General features: G+C 62.4%; 16 protein-coding genes and 1 tRNA gene. 5 read left to right on the top strand and 12 right to left on the bottom strand.

The features are described 5' to 3' along the window. Window positions 1–21: 21 nt before the first annotated feature. Genes D3250_RS04900 through D3250_RS04885 form a run of 4 tightly spaced genes read left to right on the top strand, consistent with a single transcriptional unit; the run spans window position 22 to window position 4,423 of the window. Window positions 22–966, top strand: coding sequence for an ABC transporter permease (locus D3250_RS04900; protein WP_119902170.1), 945 nt, complete (start codon window positions 22–24; stop codon window positions 964–966). Beyond that, window positions 963–1,850 carry an ABC transporter permease gene (locus D3250_RS04895; RefSeq protein ID WP_119902169.1) on the top strand — a complete coding sequence of 296 codons (888 nt, stop codon included), beginning with the start codon at window positions 963–965 and terminating at the stop codon, window positions 1,848–1,850. The genes D3250_RS04900 and D3250_RS04895 overlap by 4 nt, the downstream gene beginning before the upstream one ends. Further along, a complete protein-coding gene (locus D3250_RS04890; protein WP_119902168.1) occupies window positions 1,847–3,643 on the top strand; it encodes a dipeptide ABC transporter ATP-binding protein in 1,797 nt (598 codons plus the stop codon). Before D3250_RS04895 ends, D3250_RS04890 begins: the two co-directional genes overlap by 4 nt. Then, on the top strand, window positions 3,644–4,423 hold the full coding sequence (locus D3250_RS04885) for a FadR/GntR family transcriptional regulator (RefSeq protein WP_119902167.1): 780 nt from the start codon (window positions 3,644–3,646) through the stop codon (window positions 4,421–4,423). It abuts the gene before it with no gap. A gap of 20 nt (window positions 4,424–4,443) precedes the next feature. On the opposite strand, the gene ilvD is transcribed toward D3250_RS04885, so the two are convergent. From ilvD to D3250_RS04860, 5 genes are all read right to left on the bottom strand, one after another. Further along, window positions 4,444–6,210, bottom strand: coding sequence for a dihydroxy-acid dehydratase (gene ilvD / locus D3250_RS04880; protein ID WP_119902312.1), 1,767 nt, complete (start codon window positions 6,208–6,210; stop codon window positions 4,444–4,446). A gap of 121 nt (window positions 6,211–6,331) precedes the next feature. Further along, on the bottom strand, window positions 6,332–6,592 hold the full coding sequence (locus tag D3250_RS12185) for an EamA family transporter (protein ID WP_225973137.1): 261 nt from the start codon (window positions 6,590–6,592) through the stop codon (window positions 6,332–6,334). A 223-nt stretch (window positions 6,593–6,815) separates the two neighbouring features. Next, window positions 6,816–7,430 (bottom strand): ANTAR domain-containing response regulator, encoded by a 615-nt coding sequence (locus D3250_RS04870; RefSeq protein ID WP_119902165.1) that lies wholly within the window; start codon window positions 7,428–7,430, stop codon window positions 6,816–6,818. A 98-nt stretch (window positions 7,431–7,528) separates the two neighbouring features. After that, entirely contained in the window at window positions 7,529–9,568 is a 2,040-nt protein-coding gene (locus D3250_RS04865; protein WP_119902164.1) for a DEAD/DEAH box helicase, read from the bottom strand. Between the two features lie 95 nt (window positions 9,569–9,663). Next, window positions 9,664–9,746: transfer RNA gene (locus tag D3250_RS04860), tRNA-Leu, on the bottom strand. A gap of 344 nt (window positions 9,747–10,090) precedes the next feature. On the opposite strand from D3250_RS04860, the gene D3250_RS04855 reads away from it, so the two are divergent. Then, a complete protein-coding gene (locus D3250_RS04855; RefSeq protein ID WP_119902163.1) occupies window positions 10,091–11,131 on the top strand; it encodes an FUSC family protein in 1,041 nt (346 codons plus the stop codon). Here the strand turns inward: D3250_RS04855 and D3250_RS12180 are convergent. From D3250_RS12180 to trpB, 7 genes are all read right to left on the bottom strand, one after another. Then, window positions 11,026–11,259, bottom strand: a complete 234-nt coding sequence (locus D3250_RS12180) for a tryptophan-rich sensory protein (RefSeq protein WP_225973159.1) — start codon at window positions 11,257–11,259, stop codon at window positions 11,026–11,028. The genes D3250_RS04855 and D3250_RS12180 overlap by 106 nt on opposite strands. Window positions 11,260–11,564: 305 nt before the next feature. Continuing rightward, window positions 11,565–13,097, bottom strand: a complete 1,533-nt coding sequence (pyk, locus tag D3250_RS04845; RefSeq protein ID WP_119902161.1) for a pyruvate kinase — start codon at window positions 13,095–13,097, stop codon at window positions 11,565–11,567. A 107-nt stretch (window positions 13,098–13,204) separates the two neighbouring features. Then, window positions 13,205–14,671 carry a glutamate synthase subunit beta gene (locus tag D3250_RS04840; protein ID WP_119902160.1) on the bottom strand — a complete coding sequence of 489 codons (1,467 nt, stop codon included), beginning with the start codon at window positions 14,669–14,671 and terminating at the stop codon, window positions 13,205–13,207. Then, on the bottom strand, window positions 14,664–19,265 hold the full coding sequence (gene gltB, locus D3250_RS04835) for a glutamate synthase large subunit (RefSeq protein ID WP_225973136.1): 4,602 nt from the start codon (window positions 19,263–19,265) through the stop codon (window positions 14,664–14,666). The genes D3250_RS04840 and gltB overlap by 8 nt, the downstream gene beginning before the upstream one ends. 220 nt (window positions 19,266–19,485) lie before the next feature. Further along, the gene (gene lgt, locus D3250_RS04830; RefSeq protein WP_119902159.1) at window positions 19,486–20,538 is read right to left on the bottom strand and encodes a prolipoprotein diacylglyceryl transferase; all 1,053 of its coding nucleotides are present in this window, start codon (window positions 20,536–20,538) and stop codon (window positions 19,486–19,488) included. 13 nt (window positions 20,539–20,551) lie between these two features. Further along, entirely contained in the window at window positions 20,552–21,343 is a 792-nt protein-coding gene (trpA, locus tag D3250_RS04825; protein WP_119902158.1) for a tryptophan synthase subunit alpha, read from the bottom strand. Beyond that, window positions 21,340–22,548: a tryptophan synthase subunit beta gene (gene trpB / locus D3250_RS04820; RefSeq protein ID WP_119902310.1), complete on the bottom strand. Its 1,209-nt coding sequence runs from the start codon at window positions 22,546–22,548 to the stop codon at window positions 21,340–21,342. Before trpB ends, trpA begins: the two co-directional genes overlap by 4 nt. Between the last annotated feature and the right edge of the window lie 35 nt (window positions 22,549–22,583).

Genomic DNA, 22,583 nt, shown 5'->3' with positions numbered 1-22,583 from the left:
TTCGGTCCGCTGAGGAGAGTCGTGCTGCTGAACGCGCTTCGCCGGGTGGGTGTCTTCGCCCTGACGGTCTTTGTCGCGTCGCTCGTGGTTTTCTTTCTGCTCGGCGTACTGCCTGGTGACCCGGCGCGGGCCCAATTGGGGCTCCAGGCAAGCGAAGAGCAGGTCCAAGCGCTGCGCGAGCAGCTCGGCGTCGACCGACCACTTCCGGTGCGCTACCTGGAGTGGATCACGGGGTTCTTCACCGGGGACATGGGGGTTTCCTACGCCTCCAGGTCCCCGGTGGGACCTCAGGTTCTCGATGCACTTCAAGTCACGCTGCTGCTGGTGCTCGGCGGCATCGGAGTCGCGGTCCTCATTGCCCTTCCCCTGGGAATCCTGGCCGCAGTTCGGCACCACCGGCCCGACGGCACCCTCTTTTCGGGGCTGAGCCAGCTGGGCATCTCAATACCGAACTTCCTGGCTGGGCTGCTGCTGATAGCGGTCTTCTCGGTCGCCCTGGGATGGCTGCCCTCGGGAGGGTGGCAGCCACCTGTGGCGGGAGTGGACTTCCTCCGTCATATTGCACTGCCAGCCCTCGCCTTGGGGCTCGTCAACGGCGCCATCCTTGCTCGGTACACCCGCGCCGCCGTGCTGGAGGTCATGCGTGAGGACTTCATGCGCACGGCTCGGGCTAAGGGGCTGAAGCCCGGGGCGGCACTGGTGCGTCACGGGCTTCGCAACGCGCTGGTACCGGTGGTGACTGTGACCAGCATCGAGTTCGCCAACCTCATCATCGGCGCCGTCGTCATTGAGACGGTCTTCGTGATCCCAGGGCTGGGGTCCACCCTGATTCGTGCCGTCGCCAATCGTGACCTGATCATGATTCAGTCAATCGTCATGTGCGTTGTCATCCTCGTTCTGCTGGTGAACCTGCTTGTCGACCTGCTGCGCCCCGTCATCGACCCCCGACTCAGGATCGCCTCATGAGTAACGACCGCGCAGCCTCCGTGACTACGTCACGACCACCCCTGACGAATGGCCAGCATGTTCGTCGCCGAGGCGGGACGCCGCTAGTCATCGCGGGAGGCACCCTGGTCTCCTTGGTGCTTGTCATGGCCATAGTGTCTCTGATGTGGACTCCGCAGGATCCGACTGCCACTGACGCGGTCAACCGACTCGCCAGTCCCAGTGCCACCCATTGGCTCGGCACTGATGGTTTGGGGCGCGACATTGCCTCCATGGTGCTTGCTGGTTCCCGGGTGCCGCTCATGGTGGGATTGGGAACCGTCGCGGTGGGCTTCACCATCGGCGTACCCATCGGAATAGTTGCCGCCATGACGGACCGCGGGGCGGGAATGTGGCTGATGCGCGGAAACGACATTCTGCAGGCTTTTCCTGCTCTTCTGCTGGCCATAGTCCTGGCTGCGGTGTTCGGGCCCAGCACACTCACCGCGGTCACCGCTCTCGGACTGGGGCTTGCGCCCGGCGTGGCTCGCGTGGTCCGTTCCGGCACGCTGCAGGTGCTGAGCCGGGAGTACTCCCTCGCCGCGCGCGCTGCCGGGCGCGGTCCGCTGTACCTGGCCGTGCGGCACGTGCTGCCGAACATTCGCGGAATCCTCATCGTGCAGGCCAGTGTCGGCTTTGCCATCGCGATCCTTGCCGAGGCTGCGCTGAGTTTCCTGGGGCTGGGCACTCCCCCGCCCGCTGCCTCATGGGGTCGCATGCTCCAGGACGGTCAGTCCGTGCTGCAGATTGCACCGCTGACTATCCTCTGGCCCGGCATGGCTGTCGCTGTCGCAGTGTTGGGATTCAACCTGCTAGGCGACGGCCTTCGAGACCGGTTCGACCCCAGAATGGACGTGACGCGTTGAGAACTGATTCTGCAGAGCCCCTGCTCAGTGTGGAGAACCTCACAGTCAGCGCCGGCAGCGAGGAGCTGGTTCACGGCATCAACTTTGAAATCCGCCGCGGCGAGCGTGTGGGACTCATTGGTGAATCGGGCTCCGGCAAGTCGCTGACCTGTCTTTCGGTCATCGGGCTGCTCGACCGTGGCCTCAGCGCCACAGGGCGCATTACGTTCGGAAGCGTGCCCACAGCCGCGACCACGGCCGGAAGCGAGCCGGAGGGACTTGACCTGCTGACCGCCGACGAGAACGAGCTCGCACGGATTCGCGGCGACCGCCTCTCCATGGTCTTCCAAGAACCCATGACCGCGCTGAACCCACTGATGAAAGTCGGAGATCAGCTTTCGGAGGTGATCCGGATCCATCGGCCCAAGACCCCGAATGTTCGAGACAAGGTCGATGAGCTGCTGTCCTCAGTCCAGATTCCCGATCCCGCCCGCACAGCGACTGTTTACCCCCACCAGATGTCCGGCGGTCAGCGGCAACGCGTCATGCTCGCAATGGCCATGGCGAACGGGCCTGACCTCCTGCTAGCAGATGAGCCCACTACGGCACTCGACGTGACCGTTCAGAAACGGGTTCTGAACCTCATGGTCCATCAGGTCCAGCACGCTGGATCCTCACTGCTGTTCATCACCCATGATCTCGGGGTCGTCTCAGAGGTGTGCGATCGCGTCATCATCATGCGGCACGGTCGAATAGTCGAAAGTGGTTCAATCCACCGTGTCTTCACCGCTCCCGAGCATCCCTACACACGGGCTCTGATCGCGGCCTCCAGCTTGGAGACGCACCCCACCACTGGCCGGCTCCTGACCCTTGACACCCCCAAAGACTTCGAGCACAGTCCCCCAGACCATTCCGACGCTGCCGCTGGACTTCCCGTCGTTTCCGCCTCTGTGCCTGCCGAGCCTCAGCCTGAGATCGAACATCTCACCCTGTGCGCCGAGAGCGCCCCCGCAGTGTTCAACACTGTTGACTCTCCTGCCATCAGGGTCCGCGATCTTACCCGCACCTACGGCAAGAATCGGGTTTTCGGCAAGAGCCGCACCGTCCAGGCCCTCCGTGGTGTCTCATTCGATGTCGCCCGCGGACAGCGGTTCGGCATCGTCGGAGAGTCAGGGTGCGGCAAATCGACGCTGCTGCGACTCCTTACCGCCCTTGACCAACCGACCTCCGGGCGTATCGAGGTGGCGGGCAACTCCATCGTCGGGCGATCGGAGCGGCATCTTCGTTGGCTCCGAGACTCGATGCAGCTTGTGTTCCAGGACCCGATGGGCTCGCTGGACCCCAGGATGAGCGTGACGGACATCATCGCTGAACCAATACACCGAGCAAGCCGCCAAGAGCGCCGATTCCGGGTAGAGGAGCTGCTGGAACAAGTGGGCCTGCCGATCAGCGCTGCCGGAAAGTATCCGCACGAATTCTCCGGAGGCCAGCGTCAGCGCATCGCCATCGCGCGAGCGCTCGCCACCCGACCCCAGATTCTGATAGCTGATGAGGCAGTCTCCGCACTTGACGTCTCAGTACGAGCGCAGGTACTCAACCTGCTCGATGATCTGGTCAAGGAGTACCAGCTGACGTTAGTCTTCGTCTCCCACGACTTGAACGTGGTGCGTCACAGCTGTGACGTCGTGGCCGTGATGAAAGGGGGTCGCATCGTGGAGTGCGGGCCGGCTGACTCTGTGATGGCGTCCCCCGATCATCCCTACACCGCCGAACTGGTCGCCGCGATCCCCCACGTCCGAGAGGGAGCCCCATAGATGCGATTCGAACCAGTCAAGAAGATGAACTCCTACGAAATAATCGTCGATCAGATCGAGGCGGGCATCCGGGAGGGCCGGCTGCACCCTGGGGATCGGCTGCCCGGAGAGCGAAAGCTGATGGAGACCTTCTCCGTTTCACGGCCGACCGTGCGCGAAGCCATGCGCGTGCTGCACGCTACCGGTGTCGTCAATACTCGCGCAGGGGATCCTCGCGGTGCCGAGGTGCTGCCTTTCACGCCGCAGGCTCTGGAACGTCCGTTAGTGCGCATGACACATCAGCAGGGCACCACGCGGTCCGAACTGATCCAGTTCCGCCTCCTCCTTGAGGGCCAAGCCTCGTTGTTGGCGGCAGCGGCCGACGACGACGAAGCGAAGCGACAGATCACCGCACGCGCGGCGGATCTCACCGACCTGGCCCACCGGGCCGCGACCGCGGAGACCACAGCGGACATCGCCGAAGAGTTCGGAGAGCTGCTCTCGAAGTTCCACTCAGCTATCCGCGCCGCCTCCGGCAACCAACTCCTCCAGGCCACCGGTCAAGCCGTGGATGAAGCGCTCACCACAATTGCTCGACAACGCTTGGGGGAAGAGACTGAGGCTCCGGCCCTGGAGGCCCGGCTTCGCTGTTCGGCAGAAGATGCGACGACACTCACGGAGCGCATCCAGGCCGGCGACGCTGCCGGGGCGCGACGGACTGCCACTGAGAACATCTACAGGTTCTACAAGGACCGACTCACCGACCTGGAGCTGCAGGCGCTCTCACCCTTGGTCGGCTAGTAAGCCCCACTGGAGAGCGGCTAGCCGCAGTATGCGCCTTCAGCAGCTGAATGGACCAGCTTGGCGTACTTGCCCAACACGCCCGTAGTCACGTAGGGAGGCAGCGGCTGCCAGTCCGGGCTGGAGCGACGGTTCTGCATCTCCTGCTCATTGACCTGAAGGTCGATGGTTCGTCCGGCGATGTCCACGCGGATCGCGTCGCCATCGGCGATGAAAGCGATGGGGCCGGCGTCGACGGCCTCCGGCGCGATGTGTCCGATGCACAGTCCGGTCGTGCCGCCGGAGAAACGGCCGTCGGTGATCAACAGCACGTCCTTGCCGAGGCCAGCGCCCTTGATGGCACCGGTGATCGCCAGCATCTCGCGCATCCCAGGCCCACCTTTGGGGCCTTCATAGCGGATGACGACGACGTCCCCAGCCTGAATCTGGCCCTCCTCGAGAGCTTTGAGCGCCTGCTGCTCCCGTTCGAATACGCGGGCTGTCCCTTCGAAGACTTCAGCGTCGAAGCCGGCAGACTTTACGACTGCCCCTTCGGGTGCCAGGCTGCCGCGCAGCACGGCAATTCCGCCGTTGTGGTGGAGGGGGTTGTCCAGGGTCCGAATGATCTTTCCGTCGACATCCGGGGGGCTGATCTCGGCGAGGTTCTCAGCCACCGTCTTTCCGGTCACGGTCAGGCAGTCTCCGTGGAGCAGACCAGCATCCAGCAGCGCGCGCATCACCACCGGTACGCCGCCGACTCGGTCCACGTCCACCATGACGTGCTGGCCGAAAGGTTTGAGGTCACCAAGATGCGGCACCTTGTCACCAATCCGGTTGAAGTCTTCCAGCTGCAGGTCCACGCCTGCCTCGCGGGCAATGGCGAGCAGGTGCAGCACGGCGTTTGTGGAGCCGCCGAAGGCCATCGTGACGGCGATGGCGTTTTCGAAGGCCTCACGGGTGAGGATGTCGCGGGTGGTGATTCCCTTGCGCAGCATCTCCACGACGGCTTGGCCTGACTTGTGGGCGTAGTAGTCGCGGCGGCGGTCTGCGCTGGGAGGAGCGGCGGATCCGGGGAGGGACAGGCCCAGAGCTTCTCCGATGCATGCCATGGTGTTGGCGGTGTACATCCCTCCGCACGCCCCTTCGCCAGGGCAAATGGCACGTTCGATGACGTCCAGGTCCTCTTCGGTGATGGTCCCCCGCGCACAAGCCCCGACGCCCTCAAAGGCATCAATGAGGGTAACCTCCCGCTCCGTGCCGTCTTTGAAGCGCGCAACTCCGGGCATGATAGACCCGGCGTAGAGGAACACACTTGCGAGGTCCAGCCGGGCTGCTGCCATGAGCATTCCCGGCAGCGATTTGTCACAGCCAGCCAGCAGCACTGAGCCGTCGAGGCGCTCCGCCTGCATAACAGTCTCCACGGAGTCAGCGATCACCTCGCGGGAGACCAGGGAGTAGTGCATTCCCTCGTGCCCCATCGAGATTCCGTCGGAGACGCTGATCGTGCCGAACTCCATGGGGTAGCCGCCGCCGGCGTGCACGCCCTCCTTAGAAGACTTCGCCAGGCGATCCAGGGAGAGGTTGCACGGTGTGATCTCATTCCAGGAGCTGGCAATACCGATCTGAGCTTTGGTGAAGTCGTCGTCCCCCATACCCACCGCTCGGAGCATGCCCCTGGCTGGTGCGCGAGTATAGCCGTCCGTGACCTGCCAGGAACGCGGCTTCTCCAGGCTGCTCGGCCCGGTGACCGGCGTAGGAGGGGCAGGGACGGAGGCTTCAGCAGTGTTGTGATCTACGGGTTCAGGCATGTGTGCCATATTACGCCTCCCCTTGATCGACTCACAGCTCCCCCGGTACGTCTCACAACGTGGGAACCGGTCTCCTGGTCTGCGGCTCGCTGACCTCGACCTGAAGACCACCGCGTGGCGGCTACGGGGCCGGTCGGGCAGGAGGGAGCCGGAGGGGACGCCCGTTGGCCCAGAACACACCAGCCAGTACGAGCATGCCACCCAAGATCTCACCGAGTGCGGGAGTCTCCCCCAGTACCAGCCAGGCCAGCAGAATGCCTACGACCGGCACCAGCATGGAGAACGGCGCGACGGTTCCAGGAATCCAGCAGCCATCCCCAGGTAGAGGCCGAAGAACTGAAGAGTGCCGAATCCGAGGCCGTATCCGAGCAGCCAACGCCACTTCACCTTCGGAGGGGGATGAACAGCAGTACAGGCAGAGCCATCAGTAGGAAACGCAGCGCCACCTGAAACAGCGGGGGAACTGCTCGAGCGAAAAATGTATCGCGATGAAGTTCGCGCCCCACAGCGTAATGACGATGAGGGTGACAAACACATGGCGAACTGGCATGAGGGACGACTACACGAGTTGATCCGCAGCACGAGTGACTCTCGTGCCGGTCGAATCAACTCATCTGCTCAACCACGGTCTCCGCCACTTCCCGCATGGTGAGGCGACGGTCCATGGAGGTCTTCTGAATCCAGCGGAACGCCTCGGCCTCGCTCAGAGACATCTTCGAGATCAGCAGTGATTTCGCCCGCTCCACCAGTTTGCGAGCCTCGAACTTCTCCGCCAGCGTGGAGACTTCGCTCTCCAGGGCGCGCAACTCATCAAACCGCGCGGCGGCAACTTCTATGGCTGGTATGAGGTCATTCTCACCGAAGGGCTTCACGACGTAGGCCATGGCCCCAGCCTCCCGGGCGGACTCCACCAGGTCCCGCTGAGAGAAGGCGGTGAGCATGACTACTGGCGCGATCTTCTCATCTGCAATGATCTTGGCCGCAGTGATGCCATCCATCACCGGCATCTTGACGTCCATCACTACCAGGTCTGGGGAGTGCTGGCGCGCCAACTCCACAGCTTTCTCGCCGTTTTCGGCCTCTCCGACCACGTGGTAACCGGCACCGGTGAGGATCTCGACGATGTCGAGGCGAATCAGCGTCTCATCCTCAGCCACCAGCACCCTGCGCTGCGCGCCCTCACCCGTCTCTACAGGGGAGGCTTCCTTCTCCTCAGTCACAGATCTCCTCGATCAAAGTCGCGAGTTGCAGCGGCCCAAATGCGCCCTGCTTGATGATGCCCTCAGCTCTGATCCTACCGTTACAGTCGCGGCGGCACCTAGCTGATGATGGCGCGGATGTCCTCCGCGGTCAGTTCCCCCGAGTCTGCGGGATTGGAACCGTTGAGGACTCGGTTGAAGAGGTCCGCCTTAGATTTCTTGAGGGCCATGACCTTGGCTTCAATGGTGTCTTTGGAAACCAATCGGTAGACCATCACGCTCCGTGTCTGTCCAATTCGATGCGCCCGGTCAATCGCTTGTTCCTCAGCCGCAGGGTTCCACCATGGATCCAGCAGGATTACGTAGTCCGCCTCAACCAGGTTCAGACCGAATCCTCCTGCCTTCATTGAGACGAAGAAGACCGGAACCTCCCCTGAGCGAAACTGTTCGATTGCTGCCGTACGGTCGGAGGTTGAGCCGTCGAGGTAGGCACTGGAGATCCCCGCAGAGGCCGTCGCCTGCCGCGCTTTGTCCAGGAATCGTGTGAACTGGCTGAGCACCAGGACCTGGTGACCGTCGCCGACTGCCTCCTGGAGCAGGGTCTCCAGTGCGCCCAATTTGGCTGAGGGCGCCTTACCCTCTCCGATCAGCTCTGCGTCCAGTGCCAGTTGACGCAGTCGCGTCAGCGAACGGAAAATCTCAAACCGATTGACCGTCAGGTTGTCCACCAACCCAAGGACCTTCTGCCGCTCGCGCTGCAGCCGCCGGTCGTAGAGTCGGCGGTGTTCGCTGTCCAGCTCCAACTCCAGGACCTGCTCCTGCTTGGCTGGCAGCTCCGCGGCTACACGATCCTTGGTGCGGCGCAGCAGAAAGGGCCTCAGCCGACTGCGCAGCCGGGTCAGCTGCGCAGTGTCGAGGTCCTTCTCGATCGGTTCGCGGAACACACGCCCAAATTCCTTTCGGCCACCCAACAGTCCCGGGCACGCGATCGAGGTGAGCGCCCAGAGCTCCTGCAGGTTATTCTCCATCGGGGTACCGGTGACCACCAGTTTGAAGGGCGTGCGCAGGTTCCGTGCCGCCCGGTACCCACGAGATGTGTGGTTCTTTATCATCTGTGCCTCGTCGAGGACCAGACCGGACCATTGGAGGGCGTCGTAGGAGGCGAATTCGAGCCTGAACAGTGCATAGGAGACTACTACGACGTCAGCTCCTGAAACAGCTTCTGCGAGCTCGCTTCCGCGTCTGGGCTCGGTGGAGCTGATAACAGTCACCTGTAGCTCAGGCGTGAACTCTGCGGCTTCTCTGCTCCAGTTGGACATCACTGAGGTGGGGGCAATGATAAGAAACGGGGCAGCATCGGGGCTGTGCTCGTGCACTCGCTGAATCATTGCCAAGGTCTGCAGCGTCTTGCCCAGCCCCATATCGTCGGCCAAGACTCCGCCGAGCCCATGATCATAGAGAAAGCTCAGCCAGCTGTAGCCGAAACGCTGATAATGCCGCATCTGCGCCTGCAGACCCGACGGCGGCGGCAGCTCATCCATCCTGTCTTCCTGAGTGAGCTGGTGTACTGCCTCCCACCAACGGTGCTGCTGAGCCGAGACCAGGTCCAGTTCGCCCAGTTCCTCCCACAGGTCTATCTGGTACCGATTCACCCGCAGCGGGCCGCGCGGATCGTTGAGGTCTCGCGCTTCCTCGATGATTCTGCGCAGCTGGTCCAGCTCCGGGGAATCGAGGGGGAACCACGTCCCGGACGGCAGCACGAACATGGAGTCGTCGCGCACAAGCGCTGCGAAGAGGGCCTCGAAGTCAACTTCTTCACCCTCGATGCTGACGGTGATGTCCAGATCAAACCAGTCACCACTGGTAGTTGAGGTCCCAATCTCCACCTGGGGCGGCGCGACGGCGCGTCGGTGGCCGGGCCCCAGGGGAGGAAGGGCAAGCCCTGAGGCGATCAGTACGGCCTGCGTGTGCACACAATCAGCGTCGGCGCATGTGCAGGTGGCCTCGACTGCACCATCTGTCTGCTCCAGGATGACACGTTCGTACCATTTGCCGACCGCAGCGGCCGCGACGACGGCCTCGATCCGCAGAGTGGCCCCTCGGTGATCACGGGCGACGATGAACACATCATCCGCCAGTTCGGCCGCTGCGGAGCTCATGACCACGCGACCGGAGGGTCGCGCCGTGCAATGCTCGTGGAGCTCACCTGCCCGACCCCTTGTATCAATGGTCTGTTGCTACGACATGCCAAGAGTGCCCGCGGTGAGACTCGAACTCACACGATCTTTCGATCGCCGCATTTTGAGTGCGGTGCGTCTACCATTCCGCCACGCGGGCAAGCCCGTTAACAATACCTGCCACAGCGCGTGAAGAGAATTTGCCGTCTCACTGCCCCCGTCAGCTTCTAAGGAGACCTTCTTTCCGGCAGGGTAGGTGGTGTTGGCCGGTCCGGTTTCTGGGCAGGATCGTGTGTCCCCAGGCACTGATGGTCCGGTGGTGTTGTCACCCAGTGGCTGGTCACGGCGGAGCGTGGACCCCCTGGTAGAGGCACCCCCACGCCCCGAACCCTCAAGAGACAGGCATCAACACAGGGTCCTACTCGTTGAGCGCTCTGACCCTCACGGATACAGTGAGGTCCAACGCTCACGCAGTTCATTGATATCTGATGCCGGGGTGTAGATATGGCGTTCACCAACGATGAGCTTTCCCGCAGCAGACACTTCAGGAGAGAGCTAGCACAGACCTTCCGTTCTGGTGCTCTGATGATGGCACTTGTTCTCGTGATCGCCTTGCCAGCATTCGTCGTGTCTAGCACCGAGTTTGCACCGGCGACTCCGTTCATCGTGACAGGCGCTGTGCCCGTTTTCATTGCCGCACTGTTCGGCCTGCGCCTGGCATGGGACACACTCGGTGTGACCGTCCTCTTCGTGGCCTGCGCAGAGCTGGTCAATCCATGGCCTTGGGGGGTGGCCGCGCTGATGGCGGCAGCAGGGTTGGGCCTTGGGATATGCGCCCGGAACGGATGGACTGCAGTCGCCGTTCAGGCCTGCATATGGTGCTCGCTGACACTAATAGCTCCGCCGCTTGAGCTGCCTGGAATCGACTGGGTCTCGGGCAGACTCGGACAGGTGTTGGTCCCCGTGTGGATGGTGCTGATGGGTGGTTTGTGGGCGGTGGCGGTGAGCGCGTTACTGAATTCGCGCCTGCCGAAGCTCTCCGCGAAGCCTCTGAACAAATCCTCGGCAGCTCGTTATGGGGGCGCACTCGCAGTTCTGCTGGGGTCTGCCGCATTCGTGGCCTCGACGTGGCTCACGGAGGTGACGGGTGGCTGGTTGCTCTTGACGATCCTGGTGATTGTGCGTCCAGGTCTCGCTGATACTTGGGGACGTGTGGTGAGCCGTTCGGTGGGCACAGTCCTTGGGGGTGCCGCTGCGGCACTTGCCGGGTCAGTCTTCGTGAACCAGCCGCTGTTGCTGGACACGCTGGCGGCGGTGGCCCTCATTGTTGCCGTCGTTCTACTCGTTCGCAAGGCCAACTATGCCGTGTACGCGTTCGCGCTGACCATTGCAGTGGTTCTGATGAATATGGACGGCTCGGATGTCCTCACGGCTGATATTCAGCGAGTCGGCTTCACACTGGCCGGGGCGATGCTTGTGGCAATTCTTGCGGCGTCGTACGAGTTCATCACTAGTCGTGGCTCCCTGAGGCGCGTCAGTTCATGAGAGCGATGCAAAAGTTGAGAGTGGAAGGCGTATGAAGTCCACGCCAGATAGGGAAGCAGCAGCACCGCCGCTGCCCGAGAAGTCGGCCAGAACTTCCAGACGGTGCCTGCGATGGCAATGAAGATCATGAGTGCGGGCTTGGCGTTGACGGTGTGGCGTTTGCGCCAGACCAGCCGTGCGGCGACACCCATGCTCATGCACAGGAAGCCATGAAGAGCCTGAAGTCCGTGGGAGCCCAGAGCCTGCGTCCCAGTTCCCCAGCAGAGGTTCCTTTCTCTCACAGGCAGGAGTAATGTCAACTCATGGAGAGCTTTATGAGCCTCTGGGATCTCGCATTCCGCATATCCTGGATGACTGGACTGGTGTTCCTGCTGATCTCAGTCCTCATGTCATGGTGGCACCTGGCCCATCAGCAGTGACCGACGCACCAAGCCTAGAACGCGCTGTGTGCGGAGGCGGCACTTGATGCGCTGGCAGAGGGCCACGGGCCAACGGGCTCCTTCGTGACTGAGGCCTCCCCTCGACGAAGCGCCTCTACACTGAGCCCCCCATCAGGCAGGTCGCCGATTCGGTGAACCTTCACCATGTTGGTGGTGCCAGCCTGTCCCGGAGGCGAACCGGCGGCAATGACCACTAACGTTCCCGGTGCAGCGACTCCCTCCTCCAGCAGCAGCTTCTCCACTTGAGCTGTCATCTTGTCTGTGTGTGAGGCGAATTCCACCCACCGCGGCTGCACGCCCCAGGACAGGCAAAGTACATTATGCGTGTGTTCCACGTGGGTGAACGCGAAGATGGGCTGTTTGGGTCTGAGCCGTGAGAGTCGACGCGCGGAATCTCCTGACCGGGTGAAGGTCGCCAGATATGGCACATCCAGCTGTTCAGCGATCTCATTTGCCGCCCTTGTGATGGCGCCACCGCGGGTCCGCGGTTTAGTGCCCAGCTGAGGGATGCGTTCCAATCCCTTGACCTCAGTGGCCTGAATGATGGACGCCATAGTCTGAACTGTCTGGACCGGGTATGTGCCCACCGAAGTCTCCCCCGAGAGCATCACCGCATCAGCTCCGTCCAACACCGCGTTGGCGCAGTCGGATGCCTCCGCCCGAGTCGGACGGGGGTTGTCGATCATAGACTCAAGCACCTGGGTCGCCACGATGACCGGTTTGGCCCAACGTCGGGCGAGCTCCACTGCACGCTTCTGCACGAGGGGAACTTCTTCCAGTGGCAGTTCAACACCCAGATCTCCGCGCGCTACCATCACGGCGTCGAATGCGTCGATGACGTCCTGCAGTGCCTCCACAGCCTGGGGCTTTTCGATCTTGGCGATAATGGGGACGCGTCGACCCTCCTCATCCATAATCCTGTGCACTGCCTCAATGTCAGCAGCGTCGCGGACGAACGACAGGGCAATCATGTCGAAGCCAGTACGCAGTGCCCAGCGCAGATCAGCCTCGTCCTTCTGGCTCAGCGCAGGAACGGACACAGCCACGCCGGGCAGGTTGATGCCCTTGTTGTTGGAGACCGTCCCGGGCACCACAACTTCAGTGACAACATCAGTGTCCGTGACTTCAACAGCACGAAGACTGACTTTTCCGTCGTCGATCAGCAGCGTGTCACCCACCTTCACGTCCTGCGGAAGGGTGTCCAACGTGGTGGAGCAGAGGTCCGCGGTGCCCTCCATATCACGCGTGGTGATCGTGAAGCGCTGGCCCACATCAAGGTCATGCGGTCCGGCTGCGAAGCGACCCAGTCGAATCTTGGGCCCCTGAAGGTCGGCGAAGAGGGCAACGGCACGCCGGAGGTCCTTGGCCACTTCCCGGACAGTGCTGTAGGTCTCCTCGTGGACTTCATACTCGCCGTGGCTCATGTTGACTCTGACCACGTCCACACCGGCCTCGATCAGTTCTCGCGTCTTCTCGTACCCTGCCGTTGCTGGGCCGAACGTGGCAACGATTTTGGCGTGTCTCATGCCTCACCTCTAGTGGTTGTCGAGCGGTATCGAGTGCGGCACGACATTGGGCCGGATGTGTGTGCGAGCCTATCGCAGAATGCGCTCCTGCAGAACGGCCCCGCGTATCAGGGAGCCAACGTGATAGCTCGATCGCTGGGCGACACCGGAGCGGGGAGCCGGGTGCTGCCTTCCAGATATTCGTCCACTTTCGCGGCAGCCGCGCGACCTTCCGCAATAGCCCAGACCACCAACGAGGCGCCGCGGCCGGCGTCGCCAACCGTGTAGATGCCTTCAATGTTGGTCTGGAAGTCCTCCGCGCGGTGCACGGTCCCATGGGGGGCGAATTCCATTCCCAACTGGTCGGTGAGCGTCTGCGGCTCTGCACCCGTGAATCCCAGCGCCAGGAGTACGAGATCGGCCGGCATCTCCCACTCTGTGCCGGACTTGGGCGTGCGGGTTCCGTCACTGTTGTACTGAGTCTCGGCCCCGCGCAGTGCGCGGACGTGGCCGTTCTCGTCGCCCAGGAACTCCACAGTGGACGCCAACCACTTGACCTCGCCACCCTCCTCATGGGCGCTGGAGACTTCGAAGACTCGGGGGTCCATTGGCCACGGCTCATGCTCAGGCCGCTCTCGGGGCAGCTCCTTACCGATGGCCAGGGTGGTCACCGACTTAGCCTGATGGCGGTGGGCGGTGCCGATACAATCGGCGCCGGTGTCCCCGCCGCCCAGGATGACCACATGCTTATCCTTGGCATGGATCTGGTCCAGTACGTCGTCGCCCGCCACTGCCCTGTTGGACTGAACGAGGTAGTTCATGGCGAAGTGGATGCCGCTGAGTCCCCTTCCCGGTATTCGCAGATCCCGGGGGACCATGGCCCCGGTGGCCACGATGATGGCGTCGTAGGAGTCGCGGAGACTGTCCCAGCTGATATCCGAACCGATGTCGGTAGAGGGGTAGAAGCGGGTCCCTTCAGCCTCCATCTGAGTGATCCGGAAGTCCACCAGCTGCTTCTCCATCTTGAAATCCGGTATTCCGTAGCGCATCAGACCCCCCAGCCGGTCGTCGCGCTCGTAGACCGCCACAGTGTGGCCGGCGCGGGTCAGCTGCTGAGCGGCTGCCAATCCCGCAGGACCGGAACCGACCACAGCGACAGTCTTGCCCGTGAGCCGGTTCGGAGGAACAGGCTCCACGAAGCCCTTCTCTAGCGCCTCATCAGCGATCTCGACTTCAGACTGCTTGATGGTCACGGCTGGCTGGTTGATCCCCAACACGCAGGATGTTTCGCAGGGGGCGGGGCAGATACGGCCGGTGAACTCCGGAAAGTTGTTGGTCATATGCAGCCGCTCGGAGGCTTCAGCCCACTGATCCCGCCATACCAGATCATTCCATTCCGGGATGAGATTCCCCAGTGGGCAGCCAGTGTGACAGAACGGGATGCCGCAGTCCATGCAGCGTCCCGCCTGGGTCTGGGTCACCCCCCGATCTTGACGCTCCTTGACCTCTTTGAAGTCCATGATGCGCACCGGAACCGGGCGGGATGGCCTGTCCTGTCGCTCGCGGTGCTTGAGAAACCCACGTGGATCAGCCATTGGTCACCTCCAATATCTTCTGCCATGCGGCGTCGCCGTCGGGGTCAAGGCCCTCGTCGAGGGCCGCACTGCGAGCAGTGAGCACCCGATCAAAGTCACGCGGGAGAATCTTGGTGATCCGCGCCAGGAGTGCGGGAGGATCTTCCAGAAGCCGGGCAGCCAAGGTCGAGTCCGTCTCCTCGTAATGGCGGCGCAGCAGGTCCAAGATGATCTGCCGGTCCTCCTCGTCAGGGCTCAGCAGGAGGAGCTCCCCGTTGTCGGCCGCCTGCCGGTTGAGCTGGGCCTGATCGAAGTCCAAAATAAAAGCTGTCCCGCCGGACATACCGGCTCCGAAGTTGCGGCCCACAGGTCCCAGAATGAGGGCCTGTCCCCCTGTCATGTACTCACACCCATGATCTCCAACGCCTTCGGCCACTGCGGTGGCTCCGGAGTTGCGCACCAGGAACCGCTCCCCGACCTGGCCGCAGAGGAAAAGCTCTCCGGCGGTGGCTCCGTAGCCGATCACGTTGCCGGCGATGACGTTGTCCGAGGCCTCGAAGGGCGCCTCCGGCTCAGGGGCGACGATGACACGCCCACCGGAGAGACCCTTGCCCACGTAGTCGTTGGCGTCTCCGGAGAGGCGAATTGTGATTCCGTGCGGGAGGAAGGCCCCCAGGGACTGCCCGGCCTGTCCGTTGAGGCTGATGTCGATGGTGTTGCTCTCCATACTGGAGAGTCCACGTGCCTTGGTGACCTCGTGGCCGAGCATGGTGCCCACTGCGCGGTCGGTGTTCACGACGTTTCGTTTGAGCTTGACGGGCTCGCCATGTTGGATAGACCGTTGCGCCTGTTCTATCAGGTCCACGTCGAAGTGTTCGTCCAGTCCGTGGTCCTGGGTGGTCGTCCTGCGCAGTTGGCGCGCCACCTGTGGGTCTTCCGGGTCCCAACCGTTGAGCACCCGTCCCAGGTCCAAACCTTCAGTCTTCCAGTGGCGTTTGGCATCCTCAATGTTGAGTGAGGTGATATGCCCGATCGCTTCGTCCATGGTCCGGAATCCCAACTCGGCGAGGTACTCACGAACCTCTTGGGCTACGAACTCGAAGAAGTTCACCACATGGTCGGCTTTACCGGTGTAACGCTCACGCAGCGTCGGGTTCTGCGTAGCGACACCCACCGGGCAGGTGTCCAGGTGACACACGCGCATCATGATGCAACCGGACACAACCAGGGCGCTGGTGGCGAATCCATACTCCTCCGCACCGAGCAGCGCGGCGATCACCACATCTCGTCCGGTCTTGAGCTGACCGTCGACCTGCACGGTGATGCGTTCACGCAGCCCGTTGAGCATCAGCGTCTGTTGGGCCTCCGCCAGACCCAGCTCCCAGGGGGTGCCTGCATGTTTGAGGGAGTTCAGCGGTGAGGCACCCGTTCCACCGTCGTGCCCCGAGATGAGAACGACGTCGGCCGAAGCCTTCGCCACTCCGGCGGCCACAGTGCCCACGCCGTGCAATGACACCAGCTTCACATGCACCCGAGCACCGGTGTTGGCGCGCTTGAGATCATAGATCAGCTGCTTGAGGTCTTCGATGGAATAGATGTCATGGTGCGGCGGAGGTGACACCAGTGACACGCCCGGTGTGGAGTGCCGCGTCTCGGCCACCCACGGATAAACCTTCTTGCCCATGAGCTGCCCACCCTCGCCAGGCTTCGCTCCCTGGGCCATCTTGATCTGCAGGTCGTCAGCGTGCGTGAGGTACTGGCTGGTCACCCCGAACCGACCGGAGGCAATCTGTTTGATGGCACTGCGCCGTTCAGGGTCCATTAGCCGCTGCGGGTGTTCGCCGCCCTCACCGGTGTTGGAGCGCCCCCCGAGGCGGTTCATGGCAATCGCCAGTGTCTCATGGGCCTCTTGAGAGATTGACCCATAGCTCATAGCTCCGGTCTGGAACCGCTTGACGATCTCCGAGACCGGTTCGACTTCGCTGATCGGAACCGGCGGACGGCTGTTTTCGAGCTTGAAGAGACCACGCAGTGTCATCAGTGCCTTGGACTGGTCGTCCACTGTCTTCGTGTACTGCTTGAACACGTCATAACGACGGGTCCTTGAGGCATGTTGAAGTTTGAAAACGGTCTCTGGGTTGAACAGGTGGGGAGGGCCCTCACGCCGCCACTGATACTCTCCACCCACCTCCAGCTCATCACCTCGGCCGAGTCCGTTTCCAGAAGGCGGGTAGGCCTTGGAGTGACGTTCCAGCGCCTCCCGGGCCAGGACATCGAGACCCACTCCACCCATGAGCGAGTCAGTGCCTGAAAAGAACTGATCCACCACATTCTGTGCCAAGCCAACGGCTTCGAAAGTTTGGGCGCCGCAGTAGGAGCTGACCGTGGAGATACCCATTTTGGACATGATCTTCAGCAGGCCCTTTCCGAGGGCCTTGATGAGATTGCTTACGGCCTGCTCCTCGGTAACCATAGAGATCTCACCTCGGCGGACCATGTCTTCAGCCGTCTCGATGGCCAGGTACGGGTTGACCGCGGACGCGCCGTAGCCGATGAGGCACGCCACATGGTGGACCTCGCGCACATCACCCGCCTCGACCAAGAGGGAGGCCTTCGTGCGGTTTGCCGATTTCAGCAGGTGGTGGTGAATCGCTGAGACTAAGAGCAGAGAGGGGATGGGTGCCCACTGGGCGTTGGAGTCTCGGTCGGAGATGACGATATAGCTGACCCCACGATTGACTGCGGCCGAGACTTGTTCGCATAGGGTGCGAATCCGCTGGCGGAACTCATCCTCCGTGGATCCCGCGCGGAAGAGTCCACGGATACGCAGGGCCGCTTTGCTGCCGTCCTCTTTGCGGTGATTGGCGATGCGCGCCAGCTGGTCGTTGGTCAACACCGGGAAGTCCAACTTGATCTGCTTGGCTCTGACCTGCCCATTGTCCAGGAGGTTTCCCTCGGCGCCGACATGTCGTGAGAGCGAGGTCACCAGTTCTTCGCGGATCGCGTCCAGCGGCGGGTTGGTGACTTGTGCGAATGTCTGCACGAAGTAGTCGAACAGCAGCCGCTGTCGCTCAGCCAGCACGGCGATGGGAGTGTCCGTCCCCATTGCGCCCAGGGGTTCAGCGCCAGTCGCTGCCATGGGGCCGATGAGAATTCTGAGCTCCTCATGGGTGTAACCGAACGTCTGCTGACGCAGTCGAACCGAACCAGCCGGGTGCTTCACGTGCAGCCGCTCAGGCAGATCTTCAAGTGTGACTCGGTTCTCATCGACCCATTCGCGCCAGGGCTGCTTGGACGCGAAATCAGCCTTTATCTCTTCGTCCTCGATGATGCGACCCTCTTTGGTGTCTGCGAGGAACATCATGCCCGGGGCCACACGTCCCTTGCGCACCACCGAGGAAGGCTCCAGATCTGCAACGCCCACTTCAGAGGAGAGGACTACAAGTCCCTCCTCAGTGACCCACCACCGGGCAGGGCGCAGCCCGTTGCGGTCCAACACTGCACCCAGCTGGTCACCGTCAGTGAAGGCGATGGCCGCGGGCCCGTCCCACGGCTCCATAAGCGTGGAGTGATACTCGTAGAAGGCCCGCAGGTCAGGGTCCATAGACTCGTGGTTCTCCCAGGCTTCCGGAATCATCATCCGCATGGCCATCGAAAGGGGCCGGCCGGAGAGCATCAGCAGTTCAGCGGCTTCGTCGAAGCTGGTGGAGTCGGAGGCTCCAGGTGTGCAGATGGGGAAGAGATACTCGGGATCGTCACCCAATACAGGGCCGAACATCGTCGCTTGGCGAGCCCGCATCCAGTTCCGGTTGCCTTCGACGGTGTTGATCTCACCGTTGTGCGCAAGATACCGAAGCGGCTGGGCCAGGGGCCAGGAGGGGAAGGTGTTAGTGGAGAACCGGGAGTGGACAATGCCCAGCGTGGACTTGTACCGCTCATCAGAGAGGTCCGGATAGAAGGGCTCCAGCTGAGCCGTAGTCAGCATGCCCTTATAGGTGATGGTCCGCGAAGACAGTGACGCGAAGTAGATGCCCAACCGGACCTGAGCCCGCTTCCGCAGTCTCCAGGCTCGCTGGTCGAGTGTGCCCTCAGCGGAGTCCTGATACTCGATAGACTCCTCGTCAGCCATCGTGAGGAAAACCTGCTTGAAGAACGGCATGGCGTCGCGGGAGAGGCTCCCGATCAGGGAGTCATCCACCGGCACATCGCGCCATCCGAGAACGCTCAGTCCCTGAACTCCAGCCATCTCCTCGAAGCTCGCCATGGTTTCTTCGCGTTCGGCTGCTTCCTTGGGCAGAAAGGCGGTGCCTGCCGCGTACTCTCCAACGGCTGGCAGTTCAATGTCCACCACGGCGCGGAAGAACTCATCAGGGATCTGCGTGATGATGCCCGCACCATCTCCCGTACCGACATCTCCCCCGGTGGCCCCGCGGTGCTCAACACAACGCAGAGCGTGGAGCGCATAGTCAACAATGTCGTGACCAGGTTCCCCCCGAAGGGTAGCGATAGCGGCCATGCCGCAGTTTTCGTGCTCTTTGGCGGGGTCGTAGAGACCGGCCTTATCAGGGAAGGCGGCGTAACGCTCGTAAGGGGAGATCACCTTTTTCGGGCTCACAGGCGTGTATTCCTTCCTCAAAGGAGCGGCATCTTCAGGGGGCGTCTCGCTGGGGTGCGTGACAACGTCGTCAGATCTGATTCAGCGCAATGGGTGGGCGCTGCGGGTGCGCCTGCATCAGATATGGGTGCGTATTCACTGCAGGTGCGGCGCACACTCAACGTTCGAGTGTTGGTGTTCTATCTTGCGCCGGAGGTGGAGCCGGCGCAAGTCAGTGACGTCAGTTTTCACTCCGTGGACCTGCACCGGGAGGCTGGTCGAGGCTGGGCTCTGAAGCCGTCTCGGCAGTGTCCCCTATTCCTGCGCCGTCCACCAGAGCGGTGTCCTTGGCCCGGTGCGGGGAGCCGGGAGTGTATATCTCGGTGTGTTCGGCGATCTCTTCTAGAGTCCGTGGCCGGGTCATGAACAACCGAACCAAGACAACTGCAGCGACGACGAAGATGACGAAGGCAATGATCTGGTTCAATCGCCAGTCCAGCCCCATGACATCCCGCAGAGGGTACTGGGTCGATTTGTTGACCTCATCGATGCGCATCGACTCGATCCAGAAGCGGCCCAGGGCGTAGTAGGCCACGTAGGTCCAAGCGATCAGGCCCTGGCGGAACTGGAAGCGTTTGAACAGAACGATGAGTGCGAAGAAACCCAGCAGGTTCCATAGCGATTCGTAGAGGAACGTCGGATGGAACAGTCCGCCGTCAGCGGCGTACGCAGGCAGGCTCCCCGTCAGCCCCTGGTGCTGCTGATCAGTGTCGATGCTTAGGCCCCAGGGGAGGTCAGTAGCCCGGCCGAACAGCTCCTGGTTGAACCAGTTGCCCCATCGGCCGAGGGCTTGGGCCAGAAGCACGCCAGGCACGATAGCGTCAGCGAATGCACCGAACTTAATGCCGTTCCTGCGGCAGAAAATCCATACCGCGACCGCTCCTGCCATCACCGCGCCGATGATGGATAGTCCTCCCTGCCAGAGCTGGGGGATCCTGGTGAGGTCGCCCTCAGGCCCAAAATAGGCATCGGGTGAGCTGATCACGTGATAAATTCGCGCCCCGAGGATACCGATCAGAACGGCCCAGAGCATCGCGGAGAAAATGTCATCGCTCTGGCCGCCGCGAGACTTCCACAGGCGGGTGGCCACCACCACCGCCAGCACGATCCCGATCATGATGACCAACGTGTAGAAGGCGATGAAGAAGGGGCCGGGTAGGTCGATGCCGCGCACGGGCGGAGGGGGGAAGCCGGAGAGAGTCTGGGCACCGAAAGGCAGAGCAGAGAGCGTCATAGGTGGCACCGTATCAGGACTTGCCGGAGAGCTCGCGGGCCAGCTGTCCCACTGCTTCCGCTCCACCGTCGCGTAACGCCGTTACCAACGCGGTGCCCACAATGACACCGTCTGCGTAACTGCCGATCTCTTCCACATGGGATCGGGCAGAAACACCCAGACCTACACAGACGCGTTGGGCACCGGCAGCCTTCGAGGCCCTCACTACCTGTGCGGCGAGGTCAGACACGGAGTCCCGTGCCCCGGTGACGCCCATGATAGAGACTCCGTAGACGAAGCCTCTGGAGGCCTGGGCAACCAGCTGGGTCCGTTCGGGCGAGGAGGTCGGTGCGGAGAGAAAAACACGGTCCAACCCGTATTTATCGGTGGCAGCGATCCAGTCCTGAGCCTCATCCGGTATCAGATCTGGAGTGATGGCGCCGGCTCCGCCAGCCTCGACAAGTCTGCGGGCAAACTCTTCGGCACCCATCCGATCAATCAGGTTGTAATAGGTCATGACCAGCACGGCCGCTCCAGTAGCGTCCGTGACGGCCTTTACTATGTCGAAGACCTCACTGATGCGGAATCCTCGGGCCAACACCTCTGTGGTCGCCTGTTGGATGACGGGGCCGTCCATCACCGGATCCGAGTACGGAATGCCGACCTCGAGGATGTCTGCGCCGTTCTCAATAAGCGCGATGGCAGCCTGGATCGAGGTTTCCTTATCCGGATAACCGGCGGGAAGGTATCCGATGAAGGCGGACCGTCCCTCCCCCGCGGCCGCATCGATCGCAGCTGCGCTCTTGGACTGCGGAGTGGGGGTCATGCTTGGACTCCTATGTTAGGGGCGCCGGAGTCTTCCGATTGGTCCTCAGTGTCCTGGTCTGGCAGCAGGTCGAACCATTCCGCGGCCGTGGCCACATCTTTATCACCGCGGCCCGAAAGGTTCACAACGATCACCTTCGCTGCGCCTTCGCTGCCCCATTCGGCAGAGAGCCGCGCGGCTCCGGCCAAGGCGTGTGCCGACTCGATGGCGGGAATGATGCCCTCCGTTCTGCAGAGCGATTCGAAGGCCGACATGCATTCCGCATCGGTCACCGGTTGGTAGGTGACCCGGCCCTGATCGCTGAGGTACGCGTGCTGGGGACCCACGGACGGGTAGTCAAGTCCTGCCGAGATGGAGTGGCTGTCCACCGTCTGCCCGTCCTCATCCTGCATGAGGTAGCTTCTGGCCCCATGGAGAACCCCGGAGCGGCCCAGTGTGATCGCCGAGGCATGGCGACCGGTGGCCACGCCGTCGCCTCCTGCCTCGTAGCCGAAAAGCTCCACATCGGGGTCGTCAAGGAAGCCGTGGAAGATGCCGATGGCATTGGATCCTCCTCCGACACAGGCCGCGACAGCATCCGGCAGCCGGCCGGTCTGGGCGAGGATCTGTTCGCGGGCCTCTTCGCCGATAACCTGATGAAACCAGCGGACCATCTCCGGGAAAGGATGGGGACCCGCCACCGTGCCCAGCACGTAGTGAGTTGTGTCTACGCTGGCAACCCAGTCGCGCAGCGCCTCATTGATGGCGTCTTTGAGTGTTTGGGCCCCGTGGTCAACCGGGATCACTTCAGCGCCCAGCAGCTGCATTCGGGCTACGTTGAGCGCTTGGCGGCGGGTGTCGGCAGAGCCCATGTAGACCACGCATTCCATGCCGAACAGGGCCGCCGCGGTTGCGGTGGCCACGCCGTGCTGTCCCGCTCCTGTCTCGGCTATAAGGCGGGTTTTGCCCAACCTGCGTGCGATCAGGGCCTGCCCCAGCACGTTGTTGATCTTGTGGCTCCCGGTGTGGTTGAGGTCCTCACGCTTGAGGAAGATCCGCGCCCGGCCGGCCTCAGCTGCGAATCGCTTCACCTCCGTCAAGAGGGAGGGGCGTCCGGTGTATTCGCGGCAGAGTCTGAAGTACTCCTGGGTAAATTCAGGATCGGCCTTGGCCTTGGCGAAGGTGTCGGCGACTTCGTCCAGCGCCGCCACAAGGGACTCCGGCATCCAACGACCCCCGTAATCACCGAAGTATGGGCCCG

Source organism: Nesterenkonia natronophila, assembly GCF_003595215.1.
Classification (GTDB): domain Bacteria; phylum Actinomycetota; class Actinomycetes; order Actinomycetales; family Micrococcaceae; genus Nesterenkonia; species Nesterenkonia natronophila.
This window is presented reverse-complemented; position numbering and strand designations above follow the sequence as displayed.